Below are 25613 nucleotides of genomic sequence, written 5' to 3'. Positions count from 1 at the left end.
AGGATAAGAGTATAGTTAATTCATAGCACCAATGTTTAGGCTTTCTTTAGAATAGCATATTTTATCATTTTTTGCATCTCTGCAAAGCTTGATAATTATAAAAAATATTCTTTGCTAAATCTATTCCAATTGTGTTACATTTCAGCTATAGCTTTTCAGAATTTAGGAAAACCATTGATGGGATTATAGTCAATTCAGGAAAATTTGGGGCTAGGAGCGATGAGGGACGACGTCCCCAATTTCTCATCAATTGACTATATTTCTTAATAATCTAAAATTATAGTATAACTTACAAAAAATTTAAGTGAATATGTTTAATATTACTGCAAAAAATAAACAACTAGATAGAGCCAAGGTATCTAGTATTTTTTGCAAACTAGGACAAAAAGAAAAGAAAAAAAAGACAAAAATCAGTGAATTGTTAATTGACTTTCATGAAAATGGTCTTCTATTAATGATGCTTTTCTTTGCCATACCAATTGCCATTCCTCTACCGTATCCTCCGGGTTTTACTACTATAGTAGGGATACCATTAATCATTTTATCTATGCAGATGTTGCTTGGTTTTAGACAGGTTTTTTTACCATCTAAAATTAACAATTATCAAATTAGCAATGATATACTTATCAATATAAGTAACAAGATTGTGCCAAAAATTAAATTGGTAGAAAAATATATACGACCAAGATATAGTTTTGCATCTTCTATATATTGCGAACAATTTATTGGTTTAATATCGTTGATTTGTGCTATTACCATATCAATACCTTTACCTTTAACCAATGCTGTGCCTGCACTTGGTATTACTATAATGACATTAGGTCTTTTAAATCGAGATGGATTAACTATATTTTTGGGGTTTATAGTCTCTATAGTTGGTCTTATTATAGCTGTTATAGCAATTGCTGCTAGCTGGATTAGCATAAAATATTTATTTAATCTCTTTTTTTGACATTATTTTTCCAATGAAACAAAAATTATATCAAGGTTCAAGTAAAGCGCTTTATCAGTCACAAGAAGATTTTGCTTTTATTATGTCCTTTACTGACAAAATTACCTTAGAAAATGGTGAGATTTTTGATATTTCAGGTAAAGGAGTACTGAATAATAATATTTCATCCTTTATAATGAGTAAGCTCGATATGGTGGGGATAGAGAATCACCTAATTGAAAAAATGAATATGCGTGAACAATTAATACAATCTGTGGATATTTTTCCCATTCAAATATCGATTTCTACAGTAGCATGTGGCAGGTTTGTAAAAGATTTCTCTATGGAAGAAGGATATGTATTCGATCACCCAATTATCGATTTTAGAGTTAGAAGCAGAGAATTAAAGCATCCTATAATTAATGAGCATCAAATACTGAATTTTGGTTGGTTAAATAAGCAAGAAATTGATGAAGTGAAGCATCAAGCCATCAGAACCCATGATTTTTTAAGTGGACTATTTGCAGGTATTGGTATAAGACTTGTTGAATGCAGGCTCGAATTTGGTAGAGTGTTTAATGGTGAAGACTTTATGGTAATGTTGGCAGATGAAATCAGCCCTGATAATTGTCGTTTATGGAATATGAATAATAATGAGAAACTTGGGGCAGAAATGATTGCCAGCGATCCAGAAAAAGCTATTAAATCTTATCAGGTAATAGCTGATTTATTAAAAGATAGAGCTTATAGCTCGCAATAACGCATAGGCATCAGTTTAACTCACCTTACGCATGGCATTTAAAAGTCATATAGAAAATAGCTTGGCGTCATTGCGAGAAGCTACTTTAGTAGCGACGAAGCAATCTAATGAATGTGGATTGCTTCGTCGACCTTACGGTCTCCTCGCAATGACGATTTCTCAATTATTGTTTTCTTAAACTAACGCTTATGTGCAATAATATCAGTTTGCTATGGGTTAAATCCGGTTAGCTATAACATATTTTGCTAGGTAAATATGCTCAAAATAAAACGTCGCTTTAATTTATTACTTATATTTATTTGGTTTTATCAATTTTTTATATCTCCCCTAATTGGGGTCAATTGTCGTTTTTATCCGTCATGTTCAGAATATGCTAAGTCAGCAATAATGATACATGGTAATATTAAAGGATTATGGTTATTTATTAAGAGAATAGTCAGATGCAATCCTTTTTGTCATGGCGGATGTGATCCTGTGCCTATAGATATTTTATCTCCAGACAAAGGTAAAAATCTATAGCTAATCCGAATAGCGTCTATCCATTTGTCTCGCGAACAGGATGGCGTTCTTGCTTGACTTGTTTCACCCCTGCGAAAGTAGAGGTCTAGATTCCCGCCTATGCGGGAATGATAATAGTGTGCGGGAATGATAAACTTTACGTTTAAAGATAGATGTTGTGACTCGGATATATTCAAATTTCCTTCGAGCAATCTCCTAGATTTTCAGGCAATTTTTAATTTATGTACTGAGATAGTTGAAATCCTAAAAAAAATTGATATATTAACTATTCAACATATACTTTATTTAGTAAAGTATGGGGCTGTTTTAATTGTCAAGATAAAGATTTGTTAGATAGAAATAGTCATCTAAATTTTTTTGACAGAGCCTAAGTTTAATAAAGAAGTTGTATATATTATTTATTGTATATATAATTTGAGTTTAGTAAATATTGCAAAAAATATAATTTTTACTAACTATATAGTAAAATAATATGATATAATAATGGTAATATGAAAAATAATAGTGCATTAGCAACTCAAGTAGCAAACCCTCTAAATAGTGCTCTTGAAAAGTGCAAGATTGCTTTTTGGATAGTTTTTGGTTTCGCGTTTGTTATTAACTTATTAATGTTGATAACCCCTCTTTATTCATTACAAGTTCTTGATCGAGTTATAGGAAGTGGTAACATATGGACATTAATGTGGTTGTCCATTATTATTGGTACAATCTATTTTATTTATGGGTTATTACAAATTGCTAGATCATTCACTTTAATTAAAGTTGGGGAATGGCTGGATAAAACAGTTGCTCCTGTAATTTTTGGTCACTCTATTTCAGCTGCTGCAACTCGTACTAATACTGGTGCTAGCCAATTACTTCGTGATTTTCAAACAATAAAAACTTTTGTAACTAGTACTGGTATTAACACTTTATTTGATGCCCCTTGGAGTGTTGTCTATATAGTAGTAATTTTCTTAATTCACCCATATATTGGGATTTTAACATTAGTTGGTGCTATTATTATCGTATCTACAGCTTTCTTTAATGCTGCCGCAACTAATAGAACTCTTGGTGAGGCTACTGAATTCTCGATAAAGGGTATGACCCAAGCTGATATTGCTAATAGGAATTCAGAAGTTGTAGAAGCTATGGGGATGATGAAAAATGTCACGGCAAATTGGCATCAATTTAATATTGCTGCTTTGGAGAAACAATCCATTGCTAGTTATCGTAATGGTGCTATCTCTAACTTTTCCAGATTTATTCGTAATATTATGCAAATGCTTGTAACTGGTATTGGTGCTTATGTGGTTGTTAGTACTTCAGGAAGAGATATGACTACTGGTGGTATGATTATGAGTTCTATTATAGTTGGGAGGGCTCTAGCTCCTTTCGATAATGCTATTGAGTTATGGAAAAGTATGAGTAGTGCCATAAAATCTTATAAAAATATCAATCAGTTATTTGCTTCTTATAAATCAAGAGAAGAAGCAATGCCAATTCCAAATGTTGAAGGACATTTAACTGTAGAAAATATTTATTATTCATTTCCAGTCCCTCCATATATGCCACAACCTCCAGTACCAAGATATATTTTAAAGGGTGTATCTTTTGCTGTTCAGCCTGGAGAAGTATTAGCAGTTATCGGACCTTCTGCTGCAGGTAAGTCAACTTTAGCTAAAGTTCTAGTTGGGGTATGGAAAGCCGCATCAGGAACTGTTAGACTTGATAGCGGGGAAATTTATCGCTGGAATAGAGAAGATTTTGGTAAGCATGTAGGATATTTGCCACAAGGGATAGAATTATTTAGTGGTAGCATAAAACAGAATATAGCTAGGATGGCTGAAAATGCTGATCCAGAAAAAGTAATTGAGGCAGCTAAAATTGCTGGAGCTCATGAAATGGTCTTAAGATTACCAGATGGTTATGATTCGGATATTGGAACAGCTGGCTCTAATCTCTCTGGTGGACAAAAACAACGTGTTGGTCTTGCTAGAGCATTTTATGGTAATCCTAAATTAATTATTTTAGACGAGCCCAATGCTAATCTTGATGAGGCGGGTGAAATAGCCTTATCAAATTCTTTAAAGCAAGCAAAAGCTAGGGGTATTGCTGTAGTTGTTATCTCTCATAGACCTTCTGTATTATCAGTGGTAGATAAGATATTGGTATTACAAGATGGAGCCGTAGCTCTTTATGGTACTCAAGAAGAGCTGCAAAATCGAGTTAAACTGTTACAAAATGGTGCAATTCACATTAACAAATAAAGTTTTAAGTATTATGGAAGAAAAGCCAACTAATAAGCCGACATTTACAGCAGAGCAACTTAAACAGATCTTATCGCTACAAAATGATTTGATACACTCGAAAAAAACAAAGGGGGGTGTTCTATCACAAAAGATAGTAGTAGGTATTTCTAAGACAATTCAGAATACATTATATTATCTTGATCGTTTTGTTAATTTTGTTACCAAAAATAATGATGTTGATCGCAATGATGTAGTACAAACTGCTAGAGCTCCAATTCTCTTTGGAGTAGCTATAATAATCTGCTTTGTGTTAGTTGGAGGAATATGGGGAAGTTTTGCTCCTCTTGATAGTGCGGCTGGGGCATCGGGCGTTCTGGTAACATATAGTAATAAGCAAATAATTAATCACCAGGAGGGTGGAATTATAGCTAATATTTTTGTTAAACAAGGCGATAAAGTCAAGGCGGGTGATAAATTAATAAAGTTGGAAGATACAAAAATTAAATCGCAGTACGAAATTACTTTAAGCCAATATAGGCACGCTTTAGCAGCAGAAAGTCGCTTGGTGGCTGAGAGAGATAATCAAGACAAAATTGAGTTTCCCAAATTATTAACAGATGCCATGGATCTACCTGAAGTAGCAAGGGTTATACATACTCAAGAAAGCTTATTTTATTCCAAAAAGGAAATGTATAAAAGTGAGAAAAATGCTTTGCATCAAAAGATCGAGCAATTAAATAAAAAAATTGAAGGTATGCAAGCTAGAAAGATTGCCAATGTCAAAAGTCTAGAAGTTATTAGGGATCGTTTAAAAGCAATAAATACATTACATGATAAAGGTTTTTCTAATAAAGCTGCTTTATTGGAAATTGAAGCTAAGGAAGCTAACTTTAAAAGTGAAATAGCTATGACAGAAAGTGACATTGCGGCTACTAAACATACTATTATAGAGTGTGAGATTAGTATTATTAACCTACAGAATAAATATACAAAGGATACTCTGACTGAATTAAAAGATGCTCAAGGACAAGTATCTCATCTAAAAGAGCAGTTTACTGCTTATAAGGACTCATTAAGTCGTACAGTTATTACGTCTCCTGTTGATGGTATTATCAATGTATTGCACTTTCATACAATAGGCGGAGTAATTCCTAACAACACTACTCCGATTGTAGAAATTTCTCCAACTAATGATACTTTGATAATAGAGGCAAAAGTTCCACAAAAAAACATAGATTCAGTACATGAAGGTTTGTTAGCAAAGATTCGCTTTAGTGCTTTTAAATCTAGAACAACACCATTATTTACTGGTAAAGTCGTTAGAATATCTCCTGACACTGTCCAAGACAGAACTCAAGCACAACAAACTCCAGAGACTTTTTACGTTGCTATAATTGAGATTGATATGGAGGAATTTAATAAGATTGCAAAAGCTAGAAAGTTAGAACTCCATCCTGGCATGCAGGTGGAAGTTCAAATTGTCACTGGCACAAGAACTCTTCTAAGATATCTACTTGATCCTATTACTGACACTATGTTTAGAGCATTTAAAGAAAAATGATAACCTTATATTACAGCCATTGTAAATAATCTTGAGTCCGAGTACTGGTCTTGCTAATTTACTATGGCTGAAATTTTTAAAAAAAAATATTCTAAAAACACTTAGTGCTTCTAACTTTTTACTATATTATTTAGATTTATAGTCAATTGATGAGAAGTTGGGGACGTCGTCACTCGTCGCTCGCCTATTACTTATAGGCGTCGCTCCATCGTTCCTAGCCCCAAATTCTCCTGAATTGACTATATTCGGAAACTTAACCATAATTATGTGTAATTATATATGACCATTATGTCTGATAATTGGATAAGAAAAATGTCTGTAGAACGTAATATGATTGCACCTTTTACCGATACGCAAGTTAAATTAAATAACTCAGAGAGGATTATTTCTTATGGTTTATCGTCGTATGGTTATGATGCAAGAGTCTCAAAAGAATTCAAAATATTTACTAATATCAATTCGGCAATAGTTGATCCCAAAAATTTCACTGAATGCAGCTTGGTAGATAGAGAGGTTGATGTTTGTATTATTCCACCAAACAGTTTTGCTTTAGCAAGAACAATTGAATATTTTAAGATTCCAAGAGATGTATTAGTTATTTGTGTTGGTAAATCAACCTATGCAAGATGCGGTATAATTGTTAACGTAACACCATTAGAACCTGAATGGGAAGGACATGTAACATTAGAATTTTCTAATACTACTCCATTACCGGCAAAAATTTATGCTAATGAAGGAGCGTGTCAATTTTTATTTTTAAAAGGCGATCAAATTTGTAATACATCTTATGCTGATCGTCATGGGAAATATATGAAACAGCAAGGTGTTACCTTGCCAATAACTTAAAAATTTTAATATAAAAGGACTATTTGTTATGAACTCTAATCAACAAGAGATGCCACATATCGCTATTAACGCCCAATACATAAAGGATTTATCTTTTGAAAATCCAGATGCTCCAAAATCTTTAGTATCTTTGGAACGTAATCCACAAATTGATTTGTTCCTAGACCTTAATATTTCTAATTTACCTGAAGAAAACTTTTATGAGGTAGAATTAAGTATAGAAGCTAAAGCAATGAGTGAAAAACATAAGCTATTTATAGTAGACCTAAAATATGCAGGGGTTTTTAACCTGATTAATATAGCGAAAGATCAACACCAGATGATATTAGCAATTCACTGTCCAGCAATGATTTTCCCATTTGCCAGAAAAATTATTTCGGATGTAACGCAGGATGGAGGGTTCCAGCCATTGATGATTGATCCGATTGATTTTGGTGCTTTATATCACAAGAAAATGCGAGAAAGTGAAAATTAACTATAGCTATGTCAATACTATAAGTTTTCCTATATTGCTTTAGGTTAGCAAAAGCGGCTCCCCGCTAATAAGATTTTGTTGGAGAGCCGCTAGAGCTAAAACGATACTGTGGATAACGCTTTTTTATCTATTTAGCAATCTCTGTGATACCACATGTTGCATCAGTTGACCCAGCTACCATATTTATAATGTCAGGAGCTTTAAACAATATTATAACCCCAGTCACAATAACCAGTGCAACTTCCCATTTTAATTGTCCTCTGAGAGTTTGAATTCCTAGTACAACTATACCAATAACTGCTATACCACGAGCCGTATTTCCACGAAATATTTTAATCATATTACACAACACTGTACCTACTGGATCGGCACTAGCAGTCGCAAAAGCATCTGATGCCGCAATAATTACAGCAACGCTGCAAAGAACAAGCAGTAACCGCCAGGCAAAGTTACTATCAGATTGTTCCAAATATGGTCTATAAATATTCATATTTTACCTCGTTAAATGAATTATTTAAACATGCAGCTGATTCTATACTGTAGCCTTTTAAAATTCAAGGATTTAATATAAAGCGGAATATCTAATTAAAGAATTACTGAGGAATAAAGGTTTATGTGCTGTTTTAGCCATATATGGAGAGTAGTTTGTATAATTCTAAACGAGACTTATAGCCCATACCCTACAATTTTTATTCTATAAGTATTAAGCAGCATAAAAACGTCATTGCGAGGAGGCGTGAGCCTACGAAGCAATCCATATAAGTCTTGATGTATCTATACTAATTCTCATGGATTGCTTCGTCGCTACTAAAGTAGCTACTCGCAATGACTCTTAGCAGTCAGCTTTTTTACTCATCATAAGGAAATAAATAAAAAATTGTAGGGTACTATGGTCATCCCTGCGAAAGCAGGGATCTAAAAATACCCTGAGGTATTATAGATTCCCGCCTACGCAGGAATGACAATAGTATGTAGGAATGACAACCTATGGATTGCTTCGTCGTGCTTTAGCACTCCTCGCAATGACGTTTGGGGTGCATATACGTCATTGCAAGACCATGTAATGGTCGAAGCAATCCATATAGTCTTGATGTATCTTAATTCTCATGGATTGCTTCGTCGTTCTTCACTATTGCTCGCAATGACGTTTTTATGCTGTACCACTTGCTACTATTATACACATTTTTCTGCCTCAGTGGCTGTACCAGCTACCATATTTATAATGTCAGGAGCTTTAAACAATATTATAACCCCAGTCACAATAACCAGTGCAACTTCCCATTTTAATTGTCCTCTGAGAGTTTGAATTCCTAGTACAACTATACCAATAACTGCTATACCACGAGCCGTATTTCCACGAAATATTCTAATCATATTACACAACACAGCCCCTACAGGATCAGAAGTAGTATTAGCAGCATTATTAGCAGCATTATTAGCACCATTCGCAAAAGCATCTGATGCGGCAATAATCAGAGCAACGCTGCAAAGAACAAACAACAAACGCCAGACAAAGTTACTATCAAATTGTTCCAAATATGGTCTATAAACATTCATATTTTACCTCATTAACGAATTATTAGACATGTCGTTGATTCTATATGCTAGCTTTTTACAATTCAAGGATTAATCTACGGATGGGGCTAATCTAGCTAAAGAATAGCCAAAAAATAAAGCCTTGCGTGCTGTTTTAGTCGTAATTTTTACAAATTAGTTAATTTTAAAATTTATTTTCCAAGAACATATATAAAAGTGAATAAAAACAACCATACCACATCGACAAAATGCCAGTACCAAGCGGCAAATTCAAAACCTAAATGACCATTGCCTTTAACAAAATCACCTCTTCGTGCTCTATAATAACAAACAGTTAAGAATATAGTGCCAATTATTACATGAACACCATGAAAACCGGTTGCTAAATAAAAATTAGAAGAATAGATACCGTCTTTAAATTTAAAAGTTGCATGATGATATTCGTAAGCTTGCATTAAACTAAAAAATATCCCCAATATTATGGTCAAACCAAGAGCTGTTACACAATCTTTCTGATTATTTTCCTCAACAGCATAATGTGCCCATGTTACTGTTGTACCAGATAATAAAAGAATCAATGTATTAATAAAAGGGATGTCAAAAGGATCAAATGTTTGAATAGATGCAGGAGGCCATATACCAGGCTTTACTACCCATACACCATCTAGCAATCCTACAGGAAAAAGACTTGCGTTAAAAAAGGATCCAAAAAATGCTGCAAAAAACATTATCTCTGACAAGATAAATAATGCCATACCTATCCTTAAGCCAATTCTTACTGGCTCAGTATGATGTTTTCCAATTAATCCCTCTTTAATTACATCTCTCCACCAGGAAGATAAACAAAAAATCACCGAAAGAATACCGACTCCAAAAACATATGTTCCAAATCGATATTGATGCATAAACATTATGCTACCAATAGCTAAAAGCAATAAGGCAAATGCAGTCAGAATGGGCCAAGGGCTGGGATCGACAAGATGGAATGGATGCTGTTTTCCTGGTATAGAAACAAAACTATTATTTTTAATAGACCCATGTAACATAAATTAAAGACTCATAAACAATTTATTGCTTGGTATATTCTATGCTATCTTCTATAAATATCAACAATAGTCTTTTGGTACTTAGCGATTCTATAGTGAATTAACTTGAATTAGCAACGTTATAAATCCGATTATAGTCAATTCAGGGGAATTTGGGGCTAGGAGCTATACCTATAAGTAATAGGCGAGCATTGAGCGACAACGTCCCCAACTTCTCATCAATTGACTATATCGTTATGCAGCGAGTTTATCCTTCAATACTTCAATTAATTTATTAATTGCCTCATCAGGATTTATGTTTTCAAGAATAGCAAGTTCCCCAGCGAGTCTATTTAATGCTGATTCATAAATTGTTCTTTCGCTATAAGACCTATCACTATCAACGTTTTTGTAGAGATCTCGCACCACTTCTGCCACAGCTACTATATTGCCAGAATTTATTTTACTTTCATATTCTTGTGCTCTTCTACTCCACATCCTATTACCTTGCTTAGCTTTACCCTGAAGTGTTGAGTATATTATAGTCAGGTCAGTTTTGCTAACAAGTTTTCTAAGACCCGAAATAGTTGCTCTATTTACAGGTACTTTTAGAATCATTTTGTCTTGGGGAAACGATATTACATAAACTCTAATATCAGTACCAGCTATCACTTGCTGTTCTACATTTATTATCTCTCCAACTCCATGAGATGGATATACAATTCTTTCTCCTACTTTAAATTCAGATGATGTTGACATGCTTACTCCTTATCCATTATAAAAACTTAGATTATAGTCAACTGAATTAACTATTAGTTCTTTTGCAAACTCACTATACTAAAGATGATAACACAACATTGATTATAACATATTTTGGAAAAATAATAAAGTAGAAGTTATAAAATTTAAAGATGCCGCCATTGAATATAGTTTATTATATTTTCTTAACTATTAAACTTGCATTAGTTCCACCAAAGCCAAATGAGTTAGAAAGTACGTAATTAATTTTTGCCTTTCTAGCTTCTAAAGGAACTAAGTCTATTTTTACTTCTGGTATCGGTTTATGTAAATTTAGAGTTGGTGGAGCAATTTGATCCTGTATGGCAAGAATTGAGTATATTAACTCTACGCTACCAGTTGCTCCGAGCAAATGACCTATAGATGATTTCGTTGACGACATAAGAACTTTCGGGTTGGCATCCAAAAATAATCTTTGGACAGCTAGCAACTCAATAGTATCACCAACCTGGGTAGAAGTCCCGTGGGCATTGATATAATCAATAATACTTGCATCAATTTTTGCATCTTTAAGAGCATTAAACATAGCTTTATAAGCACCTCTTCCATCAGGGTGAGGGGAAGTCATATGATAAGCATCTCCAGTAGAACCATATCCAACAATTTCAGCATAAATCTTAGCATTTCTACTAATAGCATGCTCATATTCTTCCAGTACTACAACTCCAGCTCCTTCCCCCATTATAAATCCATCACGTTCTTGATCCCAGGGTCTTGATGCAGTTTCAGGGGTAGAATTATATTTAGTAGATAACGCCCTTGCAGCAACGAATCCCGCCACTCCAACCGGAGTAACCGGCGCTTCAGCTCCGCCAGCAATCATAACATCCACATTACCATATTGAATCATCCGCATAGCATCTCCTATGGCATGAGCCCCAGTGGAGCAGGCTGTTGCTACTGCTTGATTTGGCCCAGTAAATCCGTATTTAGTGGAAACATGACCTGAAAGGAGATTAATTAATGAGGCTGGAATAAAAAATGGGCTAACTTTGCCATTATTTTCTTTATGAAACTTTACTGACGTCTCTTCGATCATCTTAAGTCCACCGATTCCTGAACCGAGTATTAAACCTGTTCTATCTCCTGATAATTCATCTTGTACTTGCCACCCACTATCCTCGATTGCTTCAGTAGCTGCTGCGATACCATACTGGATGAATAAATCCATCTTATGTACATTACGAGGGTCAATAGATTTTTCCGGATTAAAGCCGCTATCAGTTGAATGATCCACAATACCAGCTATTTTACAAGCAAGGTTAGAAGTATCAAACCCGGTAATTGCCTTAATACCGCTACGCCCCTCTATGATACCATTCCAAGATGGTTTCACCCCAACTCCCAGTGGGGTGACTAATCCAATACCAGTTATAACGACTCTTCTAGTTGACATAATTATAGCTTATGATTAATTTGTTTTTATGATGTATTACGTATTGTATAAGGTCAGCAACGGTTAGAATTTTACTAGCATCATCATCTGGTATATCGCATTTATACTTTGCTTCTATTGCCATCATTAATTCAACTATATCTAAACTATCTGCTTTGAGATCCTCAACAAATCTAGATTCAGGGGTGATTAAATCTTTTTTTACTTTTAATGTATTAGCAACAATTTCAATAATATCTTGTTCGATAGTATCTTGATCGACAGTATTTTGTGCAATATTTTCATCCATAGTTAGAACCTCATAACATAAATTAAATTTCGAATAAATCGATACAACAATTTCAAACTTCTAGCATAAAAATATATTTTATGCCAGTGGAAAATAAACAAGATTTTAGCATTGCCTATAAATCTCCGCATTTAAAGGGATATAATATTATTAATTTTATTCTTTACAATATTAATAAACCAAATTACATACGCCTTTTCTTAATAATAGAGATAATAATGCCAAGAGACAAAAGAATAATTGTCATAGCCAGTGTAGTATAAGATGGAATATCAATAACATGTTCAGCGAATATTTTTATACCAATAAATATTAATATTAATGCTAGCGAATATTTTATATAACTAAATTGCTTAACAACATTAGCTAAGCATAAGAATAAGGCACGCAGACCTAATATGGCAAAAATATTAGAAGTATAAATTATATAAGGATCCTTAGTGATAGCAAATATTGCTGGTATACTATCAATGGCAAACACAATATCCATAACTTCTATCATTATTAATGATGCAAAAAGAGGAGTAATGCTGATACCTTTGCTAGTTTTAACAAAAAATTTGTAACCCGAGATTTTGGGGGTAATGCTAAAGTATTTTTGTAGAATTCTATAAATAGACGATTCTTGCACTTTTAAATTTTTATTTGATAGATAAAAAGTTTTTATACCTGTAGTTATAAGAATAATTGCAAAAACATATAATAACCAAGAAAATTTTGAGATAACAATGACCCCTAAATATATAATTATAGCTCTAGACACTATGACACCTAGAATTCCCAAAAATAATATTCGATGTTGATAGATCAAGGGAATAGAAAAAAACTGGAAAATCATTAAAATAATAAAAATATTATCCAATGACATGGCTTTTTCTATAAAAAAACAAGTGTAATATTCTTGGGCTTTTTCTCTTCCCATATCAAAGAAAATAAAAACACCAAAAAGGCATGCTATAATTAAGTAAAAAAGGCTAAAATAAATGGTTTGGCGAAAGGTTAATACCTTATTTTCTTTGTTAGCAAAACCAAGATCATAGATTAATAAACCTACAATCACTATACAAAAAACAATCCACGTCAAAGTCTCCTCCTATAAGCTATTATAGTTATTCCAAATTTGGTTATATCTATAATATAACAGATTTTTTTGCTCCACTAATAGCTGTTTTCATTATTTTTACGGTATTGCTTATTTTTTCATTTCCTAACTTAGTAACTCACCTTACGCATAAACCCCATGACAATTTAAAAATTTCGGAAAAGTACAAAGCGTCATTGCGAGCGAACGTACGTGAGCGTGGCAATTCACATATAGATTGCTTCGTCGCCACTAAAGTGGCTTCTCGCAATGACGCTGATGCAATGACGCCAAGCTATTTTCTATATGACTTTTAAATGCCATGCGTAAGGTGAGTATAATATTAAGCATTACCCATTCGTGAAGTAAAGTGCGATTCTTTGATGCCAAGATTTTGCAAGGCATTATGCCACTTATGCTCTGGACGACCAGAAAAAATAAAATCTTTATCACAATCTGTTATTATCCACAAATTATCCTTAATCTCTGCTTCAAGCTGTCCTGCTTTCCAAGAAGTATAGCCAATAATAAATAAACTATTTTTAGGACCATTACCAGAAGCAATATCATGAGGGATTTGAGGATTAGAACTAACTGCTAAATGATTTTGAAACTTCAATAATAAATTCTCATTATAGTCATCAGAATGTAAGAAAAAACCACGATCATGCTCAACTGGTCCTCCCAAATAGATAGGCATCATAATATTACCTACCTGATCATCAGATATTTTAAAGAACGATTTTATTTCTATATGATTCACTAAATTATTGAAAATTAAGCCCATCGCTCCCTCTGCTGTATGAGATAGCATATAAACAAGTGATTTATTAAATATACCATCAAGCATATAAGGAGTAGCTATCAAAACCTTACCAGACAAATTATCAAAAATTTTATTGTTTTCATTCATAATATTTATTGTATTGTTAAATTTATTTAGTCTATATATTATATTAATATACTAGCTTTTAGATACATATAGTGTTAAATTATACCTATTCAATAAAATTTTTAAAAGACTTTCGATTGACTTATCTAGGAAGTCTAATTAAATATACTCTATACCTGTGCTAAACCTAAAGTAATTTTTTAAAAAGTCTAATGTTTACTTGGTTTGATATAACAATACTGGCAATTATTACTGCTTCCTCAATGCTCGGAGCTTATAGGGGATTAGCAAAAGTTACTATTAGCTTACTTGGCTTTATATTTTCAATTATTCTTGCCTATTACTTATCTTCATATATTAATGAGGTCATTAGTCGATATTTTATTAACCATATTGCGTTAGTAATTAGCTCTGGGAGTATCTCCTATATTATATCTTGGAGTGTATGCTCTTTCTTAACCCATAAATTTCTTTTGATGATTGCCTTTATAAGTGGCGGAGTCGTTGATAGAACTCTGGGTCTAGGCGTTGGCGTATTTAGAGGTATGATTATTTGTTTATTCCTCTTTCTAGTCCTAACAATTTTCTTTTCTGGCAGTTATCTACAAGCAAAAACGCTAAAAGATGTTATACAAAATACTACTATTGATAAATATCCAGAATGGCTTAAAGAATCCACGACTACTCCCTATCTAGATCAGTTAAGTAAGAATTTTATAAAAACTCTACCACAAAATAGTTTAGAATCCATTAAATTACCCATAAAATCAGAGATTATTGATACTACAAATGTCTTAAAAAAGTCACAACCTAATGAATATCCTGATAAAGTAGAAAAACTTCCTGAAGAACTCAGGCAAGAACTTGATGAAGTATTGTCGCAAGAATTAGAAAAAGATGACTAATTAATTGTATTTTTGCAACCAAAAAGAGCCGAATATAGAGTTACTTTAGTTATTGCAGGTGGTCTCCCAGGAGGCTATAGTCAATACAGGAGGATTGGATAGTAGGAGCGATGGAGCGACGCATAAGCGTTAGTTTAAGAAAATAATAATTGAAAAACCGTCATTGCGAGGAGACCGTAAGGTCGACGAAGCAATCCAGAAAAGTGATTAAAAATGGATTGCCACGCCACCTACGGTGGCTCGCAATTACGACTTTTCTACTTTATTTTCTTAAACTGACTCCTATAAGTAATAGGTGAGCATTGAGCGATGACGTCACCAATTTCTCCTCAATTGACTATACCTACGATAGCGAAACTTTTACAGCAATATATTAATTTATGAAATCATATACCTTTAAAGAACATTTTTTAGAGCTAAAAGCTAGATTTTTACGAGTGTTTGCTGCATTCATTATTGGTTTTATTATTTGTTATTATTTTAGCAGTGAGATATATAATATTTTATTAGAACCCCTTGCAGAATTAAGTCATGCTAATATAAGAAGAGTGATCTATACTGGTCTTACTGAGGCATTCTTTACTTACATAAAACTTGCGGCTTTTGTTTCTTTTATCATGATTATACCAATTATTAGCATAGAATGTTTTTTGTTTATAAAACCTGGACTATATTCACATGAGAAAAAATATGCGGCTTTTATCCTCTTTATGGCACCTATTTTGTTTTGGTGTGGGGGTGTCTTTGTTTTTTACTTTGTTATGCCGCGTGCATGGCAATTTTTTTTGAGCTTTGAAGATCATAATGTCGTTATTCCACTAATTCTAGAAGCTAGAGTTAGCGAATATTTAAATTTAGTAATTCAGCTAATTATTGCTTTTGGTATAGCCTTTCAATTGCCTATTATTATGCTAATATTAAATTTATTAAAAATATTAACAGCAAAAGACTTAGTGAACAAGAGAAGATGGTCTATAATAATTATTTTTGTTATTGCTGGTATTTTGACTCCACCAGATGTACTTAGCCAATTTGCCCTTGCAATACCAATGCTTTTATTATATGAAACTTCAGTTATTATGTGTAAATTTGTAGAAAACCGAGGAAATTAGATGTTAGATATAAAATGGATTAGGGAAAATAAACAGGAATTTGATGATTTACTTATCAAAAGAGGGATTGCCCCAATGTCCGATAAAATTACTAAACTAGATGAAAACAAGCGTCAGTTAACTAATCTCATTCAACAATTCCAGCATGCAAGAAAGAAAAAATCTAAATCTTTAGGTAATATGCCTAACAAGACTAGTAAGGAATTTGAAGAACTAAAGCGTGATGTGGATCATATAAATGAAAAATTAGAAGAACTGACTCTAAAATTAAATAGTAATCATCAGCTCAACGATATGCTGGAAGTACTGCCAAATCTTCCTGAGGATGACGTACCATACGGTACTGATGGAAGTATGAATAAACTGATTAGAACAGTTGGAGATATTACCACCAAAGCATCCCCAGTAATAGCTAAGCAGCATTTTGAGCTTGGTGAGAGTTTAGGGATGATGGATTTTGTACGTACTGCGAAAATGTCTGGTAGTAGATTTGTCACTCTCAAAGGAGATTTAGCAAAGCTAGAGCGAGCATTGATTAATTTTATGATTGATACTCATACTGAGGAATTTGGTTTTATTGAATTATCTCCTCCATCTTTAGTACGACCAATTGCTATGTATAATAGTGGTCAATTGCCAAAATTTGCAGAAGATTCGTTTGAAACGGTGAATAATTACAGGCTAATTCCAACAGGCGAAGTACCTCTTGTTAATATGGTATCTGATACTATAATAGCTAGGGAAGAATTACCTATACGTTATGTTGCTTATACCCCCTGTTACAGATCAGAATCTGGGAGTAGTGGTAAGGATACTAGAGGTATGATACGTATGCATCAATTTGGTAAAGTTGAATTGGTCACAATAACTACTGTAGAAGAGTCTAAATGTGAACATGAGTATATCACTAATGCTGCTGAGACTATTCTAAAAAAACTTGATTTACCATATAGAGTTATGTTGCTTTGTACTGGGGATATGGGGTTTACTGCTCAGAAAACCTATGATTTGGAAGTATGGTTGCCAGGTCAGAATTTATATCGTGAAATTTCAAGCTGTTCTAATTGTGGAGATTTCCAAGCTAGAAGGATGAAAGCTAGATATAAAGAATTTGGTAGCAACGACACTACTTTTGCTCATACGTTAAATGGTTCTGGTTTACCAATTGGTAGAACAATAATTGCAATTCTAGAAAATTACCAGAATGCAGATGGCTCAATAACGGTTCCAGATGTTTTAGTGAGTTATATGGGTGGGTTAGAGCGAATTCATGCTACTAAATGTTAAGTATGAGAGATTAAGATAGTTATGTTACTCACCTTACGCATGACATTTGAAAGTCATATAGAAAATAGCTTGGCGTCATTACGAGAAGCTACTTTAGTAGCGACGAAGCAATCTAATGAATGTGGATTGCTTCGTCCACTACGTGGTCTCGCAATGACGTTCCGAAACTTTTAAATTGTCATGGGGTTTATGCGTAAGGTAAGTTATGTTAAAAACAAAAGAATATAAGTAATATATGTTTATTTAATAGGTATCATTGGTGTTCAAAATAACTAGCAATTCGAGGAAAATTGATAAGGATTTGTATAATAATTCTGCAGAGAATTTCATTCCAATTGCTTGTCATTATAATGAAAATACTTTGTTAACTAAGAATGGGGAATTGCTTCAAACTATCCAAATAAATGGTATTAATGCAGAAAATATCAGTGATAAGTTATTCAATTTACGGGAGGTAGTGCGTAATGCTATCAAGAAAAATGTTCATAATAAAAGTTTTGCATTCTGGATACATACGGTACGGCGTAAGACAAATTTAGATGACACAACTCCGTACAATAAATTGTTACCAGCTAATATTCACAATCTATGGCAACAAAAGAATTATTGGGATGATAAATTTGTTAATACTTTATATATTTCAATAATTTATGATTCTGATAACATTAAAGTTAAAGACTTAAACTCTTTAATAACTTCTTTGTCTTTCGATAAACTTATCAATTACCAAAATAACTACTTAGATAGTGTTTTTAAAATACTAAATAGTACTGTTGATACAATACTTTTGGATTTGCAAGGTTTTGGTGCAGTAAAGTTAGGAATAAGATTTGAAAGAGAGGAATCTTACTCTGATCTGATGTTTTTATATCGCAGAATAGTCCATCTTAACGAGGAATATTGTTTAGTGCCGATTGCCAATTTATCTAATGCTTTAGCCTCTAATCAATATGCAGTTGGTAATGATAAGATTGAAGTAATAAGTCAACATGGTAAAAAATTTGCATCCATTATTTCAATAAAGGAATATCAAGAAGTATCATCGGATGCCCTTGATGGATTCCTACAATTACCTGTAGAATTAATAGCAACAGAAATATTTTATTTCGTTGATAAAAAAGAAGTATCTAAAGCATTTGAAGAACAGGCCTATATTTTACAAGTTAGTAAGGATGCTAAGCTTGCTGAGATTACAGGAATAGATAAGATAATGAATCTTGATGCTTCAATTCCAAACCAATTTTGTAAACAACAAATTTCCATTGCTATTATAGGATCGGACTTGAACAAATTGGATCAATCAATTGCCCAGGCATCTAGGGAACTTGCTAAAATTGGAATTGTTCATGTACGAGAAGATATAAACTTAGAATCGACATTTTGGGCACAACTTCCAGGCAACTTTTCCTATATTAGAAGGTTAGCCCCAACAATTATTGAAAATACAGCTGCCTTAGCTTCATTACATAATTTTCCAACTGGAAGCCAAAATAACATATGGGGTAAAGCGGTAACTTTGCTTAGAACGGAAAAAGGAACGCCTTACTTTATGAATTTTCATGCTAAAAGTAATAATAGAGGAAATGTTTGTATTTTTGGTACAGCTAACACTGGCAAGACCGTATTAACAAATTTTTTGATTTCTGAAGCTACTAAGTATAAGCCAACAATATTGTATCTTTCCAACAATAATGATTCAAAGATTTTTGTTGAATCAATTGAAGGGCAGTGGATTGAAAAGGAAAAAAATCTAATAAATCCATTTATACTAGATGATACTCTAGAATCAAGAAATTTTATTGTTGAATTTCTTAAAATAATTTGTAATCATTCTTTTTATCCTCTAACCGAAATTGAATTAGCTTTTCTAGAAATCTTTGCCGATAAAATTCATAGTTTAGATAATAAGGATCGTAATTTTTCATCCATTTTAAAAGTAATCGATTTTTCAATAGAAGGTGGAGAGTTAATTAAACTAAAATTAACAGATTATGCAGAAGGCGGATTATATGATAGTATATTTGATAGTGATAAATTTCCTTTATCCGAAGGTAATATAATAGGATTTAATTTATATTCTTTTTCTGAAAAATCCTTTATTAAACGTTTTTATCCAACAGATAGAAAACTTTTAGAAGCATTCTCAATGAATTTAACTAAGCATAATAGTTTATGTGTAGGGTTAATATATGCTTTTAATTATCATTTAACTATTACAGGGAAGAGTCCAAAAATATTAGTAATAGATAGTCTTGATTCCTTGTATAGACCAGAAAATTTTGATAACATATCAGAAATGATTTCTGATAGATTAATGAAAAATAATGGGATCATGGTTAGTAATTTTAATTTTAGTTATTTGCAATCGATAAAAACTAGGGTGTTACAAAATTGGTTAGACTTAACAGACACTAAAATTATTTTACCATCAGAAATAAAATTGCAATATTTAGACCAAATTTTAGGATTAAATGAATCAGAAATAAAGAAATTATCGAAATTTACAATTACTTCTAGAATGTTCTTAATAAACCAAGACGATCAATCTATTGCTGTGGAATTAAGTATAGGAAGCTTAATTGGTATTATCAAGATTTTATCCTGTAGAGCTGAGGAATTAAAAATATATCAAAAAATATTACAACAATATCCAGGACATCCTGATAATTGGATTAATCCTTTGTATATGGCATTAAATCGTATTTAGTTAAAAGAGGAATTTGGTGCTAAAAAAATATTATCTAGTATTTTTCTTGTTGATTTACTCAAGCAATAGTTGTGCGTCTTGGGAAGCAGTTGGGGAATGTCTAAAGAATCCTTGCAATTGTGGCTACACTACGATAGATGAAATATGGAATAAAACAATCAAAAGAACAATAAAGCCAAACCCTCTATGTCCACCATGGAATAGACGGGATGGACGTGATGTAGATAATTGCTTGGTTCAATTTGATCCTCCTGAAAATTGGATTGGATTTTATCTGCAGCATTGTGCAGAACGTACAAAAGAAAGCTCTTATTTTTCCCCAAAGATTCGTATAAGAACTCAAAGTTGTAATGCATTTGCCTGCTGGAATCAATCCACTACTTTAAATTGGGATGGTGAATGTGTAGTATGGCCCGGGGCTTATGCCTTACCTTTACTCAGAATTTGTGCTAGAATTGCCGTTCCGGAAGTAGCACCAACTCATCTTAACAAAAAAGGAACGCCAGCAGATCCTGGTTATACTCGTGGAAAACACTTGAATGATGTTGGTTTTACAGAAGATGACGAATTATTTATGGGAGATGATGGAAAACCACTTAAATTTGATAGACCAAAGTTATGTGCATATAGTGATCCTGGTTTAGTAAATCTGGTTTCAGCTACCGGAGTTCACTTAGATCCGTTGGACTGGAACCCAGTAAGACAACCTCTTCATAAAACAGATGAGTTACACCCTCTGGCAAAAGTTCTAAAATTTTTAATAGACATTAAGTCTAATCTAACTATGTCAGCACTATTAGGTAAGTTATTAGATATAATGGGTGCTGAAAATACCCCTGGTCTTGATGTTATAAAAGAAATGGTTAAATGGATAGGATATATTCTTGAGCAAGGATGGATATATACAGCGGCAGGAACTATAGTAGAAGCATTGGGCAAACTAAATAACACTGTTGATAACTATCAATTTGGTTGTATTGAATTACCATTTGGTCCTTTCCCGCCACCATATTGCCCTAAATTAGCCCCATTAGTTATTACCCCCACTACCCAATCTGTATGCAGTAAGAAGAATGAAAACGGTTTATTTGTTCAATCTTCAGATGCCCCATGTGTAGTATCTAAATTAAGGAATAATCTTATTCATAATGTCGTGCGTATTAGTTTAGACAATATGGTACCTCTTTGTAAAAAGGAAGGAAATCTTACAAAAACCGATAAATGTGTAGTAATAAACAATCTTGGTGAATTTTCTTCAGCCAAAAGGATGCATATTGCTACCGCTCAACGTGATGCAATAAAAAAATGTTCAGTTGGTGATACAACACCTTGCATTAACACAAAAATTGACTTTAAATGTAGCATTACTGAAAATGGTTGTGAAGATGGCTTTAGAATAGTTTACGCACAAAAAATAGGCAATCACTCTACACCAAGTAGTTACTATGTTGATGATTTACCTGATTGTAACAGCACGAAGGCAGAGGATAAAGATAAAACTACTTGTCAAGAAATATGGGGGATCAATATTGGTGAGTTTATCGATGCTAATATTGAATTTCCTAAGCTACAAAATCAGGATGATAACAATTTATTAAAACTACAAAAACTCTTTGATCTCAACGATAATAATGACAAGAAGTGGTCTTTTGCTGTGTCAATTGTTAGAAATACTTTTTTAGATACTGATTTAGAACCTAGTTTTCGTCGTGACCCAAAATCTATTTGTGTAATAGAAGGAGATCAGCTAATTGGCTGTGAAAAAAGAGTAACAGATGGCTACCAAATCTTAACCCAAAAATGTGGGGTAATTCCTGAGGTGATTTGCCCTAATAATAGCTATTATACCCCTCAATTTGTTGCGTCAATCCAAGTGTTAGACAAAGAAGGGAAAGTGGTTGATTTAACTAGCACTGTTGTTACTCCATTGTCGATATATTCAACTGAGAAACAAAAGACAGAAGAAATAATAAATTTAGCAGGATATAATTTTACTTCCTTCATGGCATATATTTCTAATACCCCACCAGTTACATATACTGCTATGCCGTTTTCTGGAAAAAAATCTATGAATCCTTTAACAATATATGGTGAATACAAAAACGACAAGGCTCCTTACGATACTGAAGGAAAACTTATTACAGATGCGGTATATTTGAAAGGTCTTGAATATATAAATGGTAAATATCTGCAAGGAGCAACGCATGGTTGTTTACAATTAAAAGATATAGAAAAATGTATTCCTGGAGTAAATAATACTAATTGCGTGCTAGCAAAACTACTTGAATCAGATACCATTGATTGCTTAAAATTCAAGGAAAAAAGCACCCAATATCAAAACTTTCTTCCTCTATGTAAAAATATTACTAATTGTAACTCTATAGAAAATATTGAAGGTATCACAATTTATAAATGCAATACCATGTATTGTTATACAAATAATCGTAAACAAGGTGTTGAAGTATGTAAAGTCTCTGTAGATACTGATAATAGAATTGATCCGGCTCCATCACAAGGAGACAAGATAAATACTGGACAGTATTACAATTTTACCCTTGATCAGAAGAATGAGAAAGCCCTATATAATCAGAAAACTAATACAATCCGAGATAAAACATCCCAGGAATTGGGTCTTTGCACCACAATTGATGCCCCTAAATGCAAAGCAATTTCTACCCCGACTGATATTAGTGGTAATGCAACATGGAAGTCTAATAACATAAGTGATCCAGATACAGAAATAGGTCACTTGGCACAAGGTACTTGCAAGGATGGTTGGGTATTAATTGATCCGAATAAACCACTGCAGCGTTATTGCCTATTAAATATAGCTACTAAAAGCGTTGGTTTTGAAGCCTTATCGGAGGGAGTTGGTTGTAAAGAGAATAATGGTCTTAGTTTCAAATATACAAATGACTTTAAAAGTAATTTTCCTGTAAAAAATAGCTATGATACTTCAACTAAAATTGGCACTTTGGTACTTGGTGGTTCATACAATTCTACAGCCTATCTAATAAATACATTAAATTGGGCAAATTATGAGATTGATGTTCCCAATACTAATATGCTAACCTCTTTTACAATAGGTGGGGCTGATTCGTATTATGATGATTACTTAATGATTAAAGTCAATGATAAAATTATTTATACTGGTCCCCCTAATCATGAGTTTAAGGATATAGAATGTAGAGATTATCAAGCTGACAAATGTGTTGTTTACATTTCTAAAACTGGTAAAAAAGAAGATTTTGCGGAAGCTCCTGATATATATAAATCTACTAAGTTGCCGCAACTTGATCTGATGCCACATTTACGGAATGGTAAGAATAATATTAAGATTTATGTTGGAGTTGTTGGTGGAGGGGTTTTGAATCTTACTATTAAATACCAATTTAAAAAATTACAATAGCAAATTTTGAGAGTATATAGCCAATTCAGGAGGACTGGGTAGTATAGTCAATTGATGAGAAGTTGGGGACGTCGTCACTCGTCGCTCGCTTATTACTTATAGGCGTCGCTCCATCGCTCCTAGCCCCAAATTCTTCTGAATTGACTATATTTAAAGCTCTGCAAGAACCTTGATTATCTAGTACTACAGTTGTAGATTGAATGTGAGTGTTCACGATTTTTTTGCTATTTTTTTGTGATGAATAAAAAAACCTGATCACCAAGCGTCATTGCGAGGAGACCGTAAGGTCAACGAAGCAATCCATTTCTAATCACTTTTCTGGATTGCTTCGTCGGTCTGGCAACCTCCTCGCAATGACATCTTATACTTTAACCTTTTTTCCGTGAACACTCACATTCAATCTACAACTGTAGTACTAGTATAAGTGTAATATTTTGTAACATAATGTAACTTGCATATAATCTGTTAAGGTATTAAAATAGCTTGAATTTCTAAAATAGAAGTAGAACTTATCAATGCAAGTATCAATACTAAACCCTGTAAGTTGTTATGGGGTAGGCGTTCATTCAGGTAACATTACTCAGTTGACTTTAAGACCAGCTGCAGAAAATACTGGCATTGTTTTTGTCAGGACTGATGTGCGGCAAGAAATAAATTTTATTCAAGCTAGTTGTTTGAATGTCTCAGAGACTTCTTTCTCTACTACCATAAAAAATGAACATAATATTTCCGTTTCAACTATAGAGCATTTAATGGCAGCTCTTTGGGGATGTGGAATTGATAATTTAATAATTGAAATCGATGGTTCTGAAGTACCAATAATGGATGGTAGCAGTAAAGCTTTTGTTTTTATGATAGAATGTGCTGGGCGACAATTACAAAATGCTCCAAAAAAATACCTAAAAATCTTAAAAGAAATTAGGGCAATTCACAAAGATTGCGAGTTAGTGTGTAGCCCTGCTCATAGCATGACAGTTGATATGACAATAGATTTTGCTAGTAAAGCTATTGGTAAGCAAAATTTACTCTTCTCAGAAAATGAATCTTTTAAAAATAATATTGCTGATGCTAGAACTTTTGGATTTATCCATGAACTTGAATATTTAAAAAGTAAAGGGCTGGCACGTGGGGCATCTCTCGATAACGCTATAGGTATAGATCAAGATATTATAATAAATCATGATGGACTTAGATATACTGATGAATTCGTGCGGCATAAACTTCTTGATCTATTCGGAGATTTATATACTACAGGAGGGCATCTAATAGCTAACATCACTGGTTATAAAACCAGCCATGCTCTGAACAATCAATTCTTACGACAAGTATTTAGTGATCCTACTGCCTATCAATGGGTTAGTAATAGAGAAATTTAGGCTTGCAGCAGTTCAGGTTTAATATATGGCTAGTAAAGAAAATATAAAGCTCAAGGGATTAGAGAAACAAATTCAACAATTAAAGAAGCAAGTTCAACCGGTAATAGATGCACATAGTGCAACATCTTTTAAAACTGGCTTGGTATCTACTACAGTTGTAGTTTAGATGTGAGCATTCACGATTTTTTTGCTATTTTTTTGTGATGAATAAAAAAACCTGATCACCAAGCGTCATTGCGAGGAGACCGTAAGGTCAACGAAGCAATCCATTTCTAATCACTTTCCTGGATTGCTTCGTCGGTCTGGCAACCTCCTCGCAATGACATCTTATACTTTAACCTTTTTTCCGTGAACACTCACATTCAATCTACAACTGTAGTACTAGAATAACTACTGGTAAGTATTCTTGATATCACGATAAGAACTAATAATACGCAAAATTTGTAGCGGTTTGGTTCGTAAGAAGATGAGTTAAAT

Annotated in this window: 24 protein-coding genes and 1 pseudogene; 15 read left to right on the top strand and 10 right to left on the bottom strand. The window is 33.2% G+C overall.

Features of this window, described 5'->3' with window-relative positions:
• Window positions 1-310: 310 nt before the first annotated feature.
• The 5 genes from ACQH1V_RS03250 (at window position 311) to ACQH1V_RS03230 (ending at window position 6002) form a co-directional block, all read left to right on the top strand.
• A complete protein-coding gene (locus ACQH1V_RS03250; RefSeq protein WP_094648855.1) occupies window positions 311-952 on the top strand; it encodes an exopolysaccharide biosynthesis protein in 642 nt (213 codons plus the stop codon).
• Window positions 953-965: 13 nt separating this feature from the next.
• Window positions 966-1691 carry a phosphoribosylaminoimidazolesuccinocarboxamide synthase gene (locus ACQH1V_RS03245; protein ID WP_094648856.1) on the top strand — a complete coding sequence of 242 codons (726 nt, stop codon included), beginning with the start codon at window positions 966-968 and terminating at the stop codon, window positions 1689-1691.
• Between the two features lie 255 nt (window positions 1692-1946).
• Complete coding sequence (gene yidD / locus ACQH1V_RS03240) at window positions 1947-2210, top strand: membrane protein insertion efficiency factor YidD (protein ID WP_425360764.1); 264 nt, start codon at window positions 1947-1949, stop codon at window positions 2208-2210.
• Window positions 2211-2701: 491 nt separating this feature from the next.
• Window positions 2702-4459 carry a type I secretion system permease/ATPase gene (locus tag ACQH1V_RS03235; RefSeq protein WP_425360763.1) on the top strand — a complete coding sequence of 586 codons (1758 nt, stop codon included), beginning with the start codon at window positions 2702-2704 and terminating at the stop codon, window positions 4457-4459.
• A gap of 13 nt (window positions 4460-4472) precedes the next feature.
• Entirely contained in the window at window positions 4473-6002 is a 1530-nt protein-coding gene (locus tag ACQH1V_RS03230) for an HlyD family type I secretion periplasmic adaptor subunit (RefSeq protein WP_425360762.1), read from the top strand.
• 126 nt (window positions 6003-6128) lie between these two features.
• Here ACQH1V_RS03230 and ACQH1V_RS03225 read toward each other — a convergent pair whose 3' ends face one another.
• Complete coding sequence (locus ACQH1V_RS03225) at window positions 6129-6263, bottom strand: palindromic element RPE2 domain-containing protein (RefSeq protein ID WP_341748539.1); 135 nt, start codon at window positions 6261-6263, stop codon at window positions 6129-6131.
• A gap of 18 nt (window positions 6264-6281) precedes the next feature.
• On the opposite strand from ACQH1V_RS03225, the gene dcd reads away from it, so the two are divergent.
• Both dcd and secB read left to right on the top strand, forming a co-directional pair.
• Window positions 6282-6848 (top strand): dCTP deaminase, encoded by a 567-nt coding sequence (gene dcd, locus ACQH1V_RS03220; protein ID WP_425360761.1) that lies wholly within the window; start codon window positions 6282-6284, stop codon window positions 6846-6848.
• Window positions 6849-6876: 28 nt separating this feature from the next.
• Complete coding sequence (gene secB / locus ACQH1V_RS03215; protein ID WP_341748538.1) at window positions 6877-7323, top strand: protein-export chaperone SecB; 447 nt, start codon at window positions 6877-6879, stop codon at window positions 7321-7323.
• Window positions 7324-7450: 127 nt separating this feature from the next.
• Here secB and ACQH1V_RS03210 read toward each other — a convergent pair whose 3' ends face one another.
• From ACQH1V_RS03210 to ACQH1V_RS03200, 3 genes are all read right to left on the bottom strand, one after another.
• The gene (locus tag ACQH1V_RS03210; protein ID WP_425360760.1) at window positions 7451-7813 is read right to left on the bottom strand and encodes a TrbC/VirB2 family protein; all 363 of its coding nucleotides are present in this window, start codon (window positions 7811-7813) and stop codon (window positions 7451-7453) included.
• A gap of 683 nt (window positions 7814-8496) precedes the next feature.
• Window positions 8497-8880: a TrbC/VirB2 family protein gene (locus ACQH1V_RS03205; RefSeq protein ID WP_425360759.1), complete on the bottom strand. Its 384-nt coding sequence runs from the start codon at window positions 8878-8880 to the stop codon at window positions 8497-8499.
• Window positions 8881-9050: 170 nt separating this feature from the next.
• Window positions 9051-9905, bottom strand: a complete 855-nt coding sequence (locus tag ACQH1V_RS03200; RefSeq protein WP_425360758.1) for a cytochrome c oxidase subunit 3 — start codon at window positions 9903-9905, stop codon at window positions 9051-9053.
• Window positions 9906-10057: 152 nt separating this feature from the next.
• Here ACQH1V_RS03200 and ACQH1V_RS03195 point away from each other — a divergent pair, with 152 nt between their 5' ends.
• Window positions 10058-10183, top strand: a complete 126-nt coding sequence (locus ACQH1V_RS03195) for a hypothetical protein (protein WP_275656722.1) — start codon at window positions 10058-10060, stop codon at window positions 10181-10183.
• On the opposite strand, the gene ACQH1V_RS03190 is transcribed toward ACQH1V_RS03195, so the two are convergent.
• From ACQH1V_RS03190 to ACQH1V_RS03170, 5 genes are all read right to left on the bottom strand, one after another.
• Window positions 10140-10643 carry a CarD family transcriptional regulator gene (locus tag ACQH1V_RS03190; protein ID WP_094648864.1) on the bottom strand — a complete coding sequence of 168 codons (504 nt, stop codon included), beginning with the start codon at window positions 10641-10643 and terminating at the stop codon, window positions 10140-10142. The two genes, ACQH1V_RS03195 and ACQH1V_RS03190, sit on opposite strands and share 44 nt — an antisense overlap.
• A gap of 175 nt (window positions 10644-10818) precedes the next feature.
• A complete protein-coding gene (gene fabF / locus ACQH1V_RS03185; RefSeq protein WP_425360757.1) occupies window positions 10819-12078 on the bottom strand; it encodes a beta-ketoacyl-ACP synthase II in 1260 nt (419 codons plus the stop codon).
• Complete coding sequence (acpP, locus tag ACQH1V_RS03180) at window positions 12068-12367, bottom strand: acyl carrier protein (protein ID WP_425360756.1); 300 nt, start codon at window positions 12365-12367, stop codon at window positions 12068-12070. Before acpP ends, fabF begins: the two co-directional genes overlap by 11 nt.
• 184 nt (window positions 12368-12551) lie before the next feature.
• Window positions 12552-13451, bottom strand: a complete 900-nt coding sequence (locus ACQH1V_RS03175) for a TerC/Alx family metal homeostasis membrane protein (protein WP_341748534.1) — start codon at window positions 13449-13451, stop codon at window positions 12552-12554.
• Between the two features lie 340 nt (window positions 13452-13791).
• Entirely contained in the window at window positions 13792-14361 is a 570-nt protein-coding gene (locus ACQH1V_RS03170; RefSeq protein WP_341748533.1) for a YqgE/AlgH family protein, read from the bottom strand.
• A 191-nt stretch (window positions 14362-14552) separates the two neighbouring features.
• Here ACQH1V_RS03170 and ACQH1V_RS03165 point away from each other — a divergent pair, with 191 nt between their 5' ends.
• The 5 genes and pseudogenes from ACQH1V_RS03165 to ACQH1V_RS03145 all read left to right on the top strand — a co-directional run bounded on the left by ACQH1V_RS03165 (window position 14553) and on the right by ACQH1V_RS03145 (window position 23760).
• Window positions 14553-15245: a CvpA family protein gene (locus tag ACQH1V_RS03165; protein WP_425360755.1), complete on the top strand. Its 693-nt coding sequence runs from the start codon at window positions 14553-14555 to the stop codon at window positions 15243-15245.
• 380 nt (window positions 15246-15625) lie between these two features.
• Window positions 15626-16380 (top strand): annotated as a pseudogene (gene tatC, locus ACQH1V_RS03160) (twin-arginine translocase subunit TatC).
• Window positions 16358-17644, top strand: a complete 1287-nt coding sequence (gene serS, locus ACQH1V_RS03155) for a serine--tRNA ligase (RefSeq protein WP_341748532.1) — start codon at window positions 16358-16360, stop codon at window positions 17642-17644. Before tatC ends, serS begins: the two are co-directional and overlap by 23 nt.
• Before the next feature lie 268 nt (window positions 17645-17912).
• A complete protein-coding gene (locus ACQH1V_RS03150; protein ID WP_425360868.1) occupies window positions 17913-20351 on the top strand; it encodes a VirB4 family type IV secretion/conjugal transfer ATPase in 2439 nt (812 codons plus the stop codon).
• 16 nt (window positions 20352-20367) lie between these two features.
• A complete protein-coding gene (locus ACQH1V_RS03145) occupies window positions 20368-23760 on the top strand; it encodes a hypothetical protein (protein ID WP_425360754.1) in 3393 nt (1130 codons plus the stop codon).
• 25 nt (window positions 23761-23785) lie between these two features.
• On the opposite strand, the gene ACQH1V_RS03140 is transcribed toward ACQH1V_RS03145, so the two are convergent.
• Window positions 23786-23974, bottom strand: coding sequence for a palindromic element RPE2 domain-containing protein (locus ACQH1V_RS03140; protein ID WP_425360753.1), 189 nt, complete (start codon window positions 23972-23974; stop codon window positions 23786-23788).
• 301 nt (window positions 23975-24275) lie between these two features.
• Between ACQH1V_RS03140 and lpxC the strand changes: the two genes are divergently transcribed.
• Both lpxC and ACQH1V_RS03130 read left to right on the top strand, forming a co-directional pair.
• Complete coding sequence (lpxC, locus tag ACQH1V_RS03135; RefSeq protein ID WP_094648872.1) at window positions 24276-25136, top strand: UDP-3-O-acyl-N-acetylglucosamine deacetylase; 861 nt, start codon at window positions 24276-24278, stop codon at window positions 25134-25136.
• Between the two features lie 25 nt (window positions 25137-25161).
• Window positions 25162-25302, top strand: coding sequence for a hypothetical protein (locus ACQH1V_RS03130; protein WP_425360752.1), 141 nt, complete (start codon window positions 25162-25164; stop codon window positions 25300-25302).
• Window positions 25303-25613 lie beyond the last annotated feature (311 nt).

Origin of the sequence: Candidatus Tisiphia endosymbiont of Ceraclea dissimilis (assembly GCF_964030735.1) — a bacterium.
GTDB lineage: Bacteria > Pseudomonadota > Alphaproteobacteria > Rickettsiales > Rickettsiaceae > Tisiphia.
The sequence above is the reverse complement of the archived record's forward strand: the minus strand, read 5'-3'. Positions and strand labels throughout refer to the sequence as shown.